Genomic DNA, 6,000 nt, shown 5'->3' on the forward strand with positions numbered 1-6,000 from the left:
GCACTCCTCACCAATCGAAAAATACTAAAAGCATGAATTCGGCACTGTACCGGACTCATGCCTTTTAGCTTTACCGATAGATATGTAGTAGCTGATGCTGTTAGTTTTGTTACCCTTTTTCTCAATCTTGCTTCGAATATGTTTTAATGGCACTACCGTTCTCGTCGAAACAACGGATGTAATCCGTTAACTCTTTAAAGTTGACCCAAGAAATTCCTACTTTCTGATCAGCAGCACCGTATGACATGATCAGCTCATCTCCCACGACGATACCAGCTGTGGTAAATAAGCAAGGCGTCGGATAATCGGAAGGCATCTCCCACTCTCTATCTGCGAACATCAGCCGCTCTGAGCACCGATGTGTTACTACCGGGAAATCGTTCGGCTGCTCCTTCACAATCATGAAGGACTGCGTGTAGCCAAACACAACGTCTTTCTTTCCATGATAAGATACGAGCCATTCGTCGTCCGAGACACGGATTGGCGGCCAACTTGCACCAATGCGGTTATCCTCCCAGTGAAAGACACTCGTCGCAAGCAGACGATGCGTTGCTTTCGGAGAAGCGAAGTCCTCAATCGTATTTGCAGCTGCTATGTAGATAGAGGGTTTCTTCACTTCAGCTCCTCGCTCGAACGGTAACACGTTCATTGGACGATGAAGCATCACATATTGTGAATTCCCTTGAATCATCATTTTGTCAGGAAAAAGAAAAACGTCCCGATTATCGCTAACGTGCCCTTCCGTCAGTGGGCCTATATAATGGAATGCTGCGCTATAGTTACGCATTTTCAACTGCTGCAAATCTAATTTATATAGAACCGTGACAGTATCATTGGAGCGCGCTGTTTTAATAAAGGGGTCTTCAGCTTCACTTCCATTGAATATCCACTCTGGTACATATTCAAATCTCGTCTGGACATCCGACAGCCAATAAGGACCCGGAGGAAATGGACGACAAGCCACACTAACGTATAGCTCCCCTTCAATTGGGAAGATACGCGGATCTTCCATACAGCCATTCGCATAATTGCGTACGCGATTTCCATGAATATCTGCAATGTAAAGTTCGTGTTCTTCATAGCCTAACGCCGGCGATAGCGCTGGCTCTCTGAAATCGGCTTCCCATGTTTCCCCATTATCTTCGCTAGTAGCATAGCCTAGGAAAATCGGGTATGGGTCGTGGCAGCCTTCTCTCCGCTTTTGTGCCCAAGGACCCGTTGCCCTGAACAACATATGCAATGTGCTCGACTCTGGATCTTGCACGATGGCAGGATTTAGCACCATTTTGCTGGCCCAGTCACAGCCTGGTACCGGTTCTAATGCCGGCTTATTTAAATATTTAAAATTTGGTTTCATTATCCGTTTTCCTCTCTTTTCTCTGTCAATCTCAACGAAGAAACTATATAATCGGAGCAGAATAGTTATTTTCTGGAGGAATCTTCCTATGACGAGGTCAGTTCAATACCAATCCAGCGTTATTTATGCTAATTATTTCACCCACACTAAGCCTCACTCCGTTACGTATAAAGACGGGCTGAACTTCTACATGTTCCGGCTTCAGTCAGAAGGATCCTGTCGCGCACTGGTGGGAGGGAAATCCGAGACCATCATCCCCGGTGACCTGCTCATCTATCCTCCGGATCAGCCATACGAACTCAATGTGCAGCCCCGAAGCGCTCCTGATTCGGGTGCGGTTCAACCTGTCGGCGACTATTTCCTGGCCGGTAACGGGGAATGGCTGGACTCGTGGTGGAAAAACAAAGACTTGCCCACTAAAACAAACATTGGCTTTGACGATACGGTCATTACCCTATGGAAGCATATTATCAGCGAAAAGAAAAAAGTCATGCAGAACCAAGAGGAGATCATGGACTACCTTCTTAGAACGCTTTGTTTGACACTGGAGCAAGTAATTAAGAGCAAACAACGCACCAAAGGAGCAGATATCGCTCATAAACTTAAGCTATTTATAGAAAGTCATGCCAATGAACCTCTTAGTTTAGAAAAAATATCGGCCTCTGTCGGATTAAGCGTCTCACGCTGCTCATATCTGTTTAAAGCCGCTTTTGGCCAATCGCTGTTCGCCTACTGTATTGACGTTAGGCTAAAGCTTGCGCAGCAGCAGGTGCTCTACAGCAATCTTGCGCTGGAACAGGTTGCTGAAAAGACAGGCTTTGAGAGTTACCCTCATTTTTGCCGAGTTTTCCGCGAACGATTTGGACATCCCCCAGGCGAATACCGGCGCAAATTTGGATATGGGTTCAATCCTTATTGATGCGTGCTTAGGACGTCTACGTATAATACCTGATTTTCTTGAACGAGCAGGGAATGAAGCTGCTCATACTTTACATTTTGAACGATACCATCCGTATCAAGTGCCAGAACGGCTGCAGCCGCAGCCGATTGCCCCAGGATCATAAATACGGGCTCCATCCGGATCGAACCGTAGGCTGCATGGGTAGCCGAAACACATACCGGCACAATTAGATTGGTGCACTCTGTCCGTTTTGGCACAATTGCTTGATAGCTTATCGGATAAGGGGCTTTTAATTTTACGTAAAATCCGCCTTCCGTGCTAACATTCCCGTCTTCGTTTACATAATATTGCGTGTGATGTGAGTCCATGGCAAAGGAGCCCATTCCAACGGAATCGAGCACAGGTTTTTCCAATCTGACCACATGCTCGGTCACAACATAGTCACTAATCATTCTGCGGGATTCTCTGATGTATAACTGTGGAGTCCAGTGACCTGTCTCGATAAATTCATCGAGCGGCAAGCCCCATGGCTTGTAGACTGCTCGAATTGCCTCCGGCACTCGCGGATGATTTTGAATGGTCCACACATAGCCTTGCTGATAGAGGCGATGAGCATGCCACATGTGTTCCCGCTCAAGATAATCCGCCTCTGCATAACTATGGTTCATTCCGTTATAATCCGTAGAAATGCCACTGTTGTTATTGGAATCTGTCTTATCCGAAGTTACCATATTCAATTTAAAAAATTTTGAACTTTGCCCTTGCTCGATGGCCCGGAACAAAATTTCATAATCGGCTTCGTTATATCCCTCAGGCTTTTCGATCTCCAGGCGGTTGTCCGGATTATTCGTCAAACACATGCGGAAGTTATAAGCTTGAAGCTTTGTGTCTCCATCGCCCATATTGCCTCCTCGGTGAGGATTGACTCGCAAAAGCAAGCCGCTCGAGGGCACCCCTTTAATGACATATGGATCGATCCCGCTGGGTAGTTCATTGAGTTCATTGCCAGGATGAATGCCGTTTAATGTCTCCCCATATTGTGAATTGGACTCCCGGCCGACAAAATAGGATACGCCCGATTTACCCATTAAATCCCCTTCATAAGTAGCATCAATAAACACTTTGCCTTGATAGAGGTTCCCGGATTCCATGCAAATGGAGATAATTTTTGAACCTTTCTTTGTGACCTTGTCTTTTAGACGTAGCTTTTCTCCGTATATGACTTCGATGTTATGTTCCGTCACCAAATCTTGCAAAACCTCGAGCGCTACTTTAGGTTCAAACAGCCAGCAAGCTCCGTCATGTGAATATTTCTGGGCTACCCGTTTGTAAAACTCCAAGGATAAGCCCCCGATAGCTTCCTTCATCCCGAAGTCCGTATCCCCCAGGCCTCCAGTAGTCAAGCCCCCAATCCGCTGACTTGGCTCGATCACAACTGCATTTTTACCCATTTTTTTTGCTTGAACAGCAGCCATAATACCTGCCGCAGTCCCTCCGTAAATTACAATATCATACTGTTTCTCCTGGTACATTTTATTCCTCCTCCATCTTAATTACGTTTACGTTTATTATTATAAGCCTATCCTTAATCTATCGAGAATGATGGATCTTCCTTTTTAACTTGATACATCTTACTTTTTTAGCATTACTACCATTTGATATAAATGACCCGGAGGGCGAGCACTTTTTTTAAAAGTGTTCACCCTCCGAGTCACAGTAGAAAATCAGTAGTTTGATAAATCGGAACATTATCTATATGTGCATGCCCTAAGAAAAAACAATCAAGAGCGGCACTACCCCTGCAGTCGCCGCAGCCATCTCCCTGAAAATTCGTTAAAAACAAGAATGAGCCGCTTCCCATACGGCTCATCTAATAATGCAAGTACTTAGTGGGAGCACATAAGCCTAATACATGCTTATCAATATCCCTAGCTTCACTTTCGAAATTTTCTGGATATTCCAATCCATAATATCTCATGGAATATGCCAGTGGTGTATGCATCTTCTCTTTCATTCTATTTACCTTTTTATTTTGCTGGTTTGGACACACTAAATTCATTTTCTCATGGTTATTCTTTTTGAATTCCTCCCTTTTAAATGCACCCAAGCATACGCGTGTGGACATATAGGCGGGAAAGGTTGATTCTCCTCTTCAAGACGCTCTGAAACGATTGGCTTGTCCGATAACCGATTCAAGATTGCGGATTTTGAAACATTCATTGTTTAAATTTTGCGTTGGACTATATTAAAACTTTCTTACCATGCTGGTTAAACGTTCAACTTGTTCAGGATCATAATGTGAAAAGAACAAAGTTTCTCCTCTATCTAAAGCAGCAATGACATCCATATCCTCATTTGTTAATTCAAAATCAAATACATCAATATTCTGTTTCATTCGTTCCTTATTTACCGTTTTAGGAATCACTGACACACCAATTTGAATCAAGTATCTCAAAGCTACTTGAGCACTGGATTTATTGTATTTATCTCCAATTGCGTTTAATGTTTCATTACTAAATAAGTTGTTTTTTCCTTCCGCAAAAGGTGCCCAGGCCTGGGTTTGCACTCCATATTTCTTCATAATTTCTCGAGCCTTTGCTTGTTGATTAAATACATGTGTTTCAACCTGATTTACTGCTGGAACAACTTCATTGAATTTAATCAGGTCGATAAATCTGTCCGGATAGAAATTACTTACACCTATCGCTCTCAATTTTCCTTCTTTATTTAGTTCTTCCATTGCACGATATGTTCCATAGTAATCATTAAACGGCTGATGAATTAATAATAAATCTACATAATCAAGCTGAAGTCTTTCTAAAGATCCTTCGATAGATTTTTTTGCATTTTCATATCCATATGTGGAAATCCAGATCTTTGTAGTAATGAATAATTCCTCTCTTGGAACCCCGCATTTTCTAATAGCTTTTCCTACAGCCGCTTCATTGCCGTAGCCCTGAGCAGTATCGATTAAACGGTAACCTACCTCTATTGCATCCAGCACACACCTTTCACATTGTTCATGATCTGGAATTTGGAACACCCCATATCCCAAAATTGGCATTTTCACACCATTGTTTAATTCTACGTATTTCATACCGATTTCTCCTTTATTAATATTTGTTTTTTACTTAATTACGAATAAAATTTGGTCATTGGACCTGTTAAGTCTTCAGGCGTCTACCTTCTGAGTTAGATAGATACGGTTACATCCAGCAAAACACAATGGGTCTGGTTGCTTTGTAAACTTAGAGAATTGGCAACAACGTATAGGCACGCATCGTTCGCACCTCTAATTCCCTTGTCCAGCTCCAAGTCTGCCCTTTTCGGCATTGTTATACCTGCACATCATATTATTTCGACATTCTTATTATGCAACAAAAAAATAAGAAACCCTTAGCCTATTTCTCTCATATTATTGTCTAATCCTCTCAAAACTACTCACGCCATCGACAAATATGCCTTATACCGTACTCATTTAAAAGTGTTGTTCCTATTCCGCTTGTTGAGAACAGTTACACTAATATGAATCTCACGGCTGAGCAGGCAATAGAATATACCTGCGTCGCTTAATTAACAAATCCTTAATTTTTCTTTTTTCCTGCTTGTATCCTAAGCTCGATCTCCATTGTGTTCTTCAATTAGTACTGATTCATCCCTATATTATCCTTAAGAATAAGGATCGCTGCAGTTTGGATTTGTTTGAGACTGGATTGTCAACATAAAACTGGACAATATTTAT

Annotated in this window: 4 protein-coding genes; 1 reads left to right on the forward strand and 3 read right to left on the reverse strand. The window is 42.6% G+C overall.

Features of this window, described 5'->3' with window-relative positions; translation table 11 throughout:
- Window positions 1–121: 121 nt before the first annotated feature.
- Window positions 122–1,357 (reverse strand): glycoside hydrolase family 130 protein, encoded by a 1,236-nt coding sequence (locus OB236_RS14645; protein ID WP_262684670.1) that lies wholly within the window; start codon window positions 1,355–1,357, stop codon window positions 122–124.
- 88 nt (window positions 1,358–1,445) lie between these two features.
- Between OB236_RS14645 and OB236_RS14650 the strand changes: the two genes are divergently transcribed.
- Window positions 1,446–2,276 (forward strand): AraC family transcriptional regulator, encoded by an 831-nt coding sequence (locus OB236_RS14650; protein ID WP_262684671.1) that lies wholly within the window; start codon window positions 1,446–1,448, stop codon window positions 2,274–2,276.
- Here OB236_RS14650 and OB236_RS14655 read toward each other — a convergent pair.
- Window positions 2,270–3,790, reverse strand: a complete 1,521-nt coding sequence (locus tag OB236_RS14655; protein ID WP_262684672.1) for an FAD-dependent oxidoreductase — start codon at window positions 3,788–3,790, stop codon at window positions 2,270–2,272. The genes OB236_RS14650 and OB236_RS14655 overlap by 7 nt on opposite strands.
- Before the next feature lie 713 nt (window positions 3,791–4,503).
- A complete protein-coding gene (locus OB236_RS14660) occupies window positions 4,504–5,355 on the reverse strand; it encodes an aldo/keto reductase (RefSeq protein ID WP_262684673.1) in 852 nt (283 codons plus the stop codon).
- Window positions 5,356–6,000: the final 645 nt, after the last annotated feature.

Source organism: Paenibacillus baimaensis, from assembly GCF_025567575.1.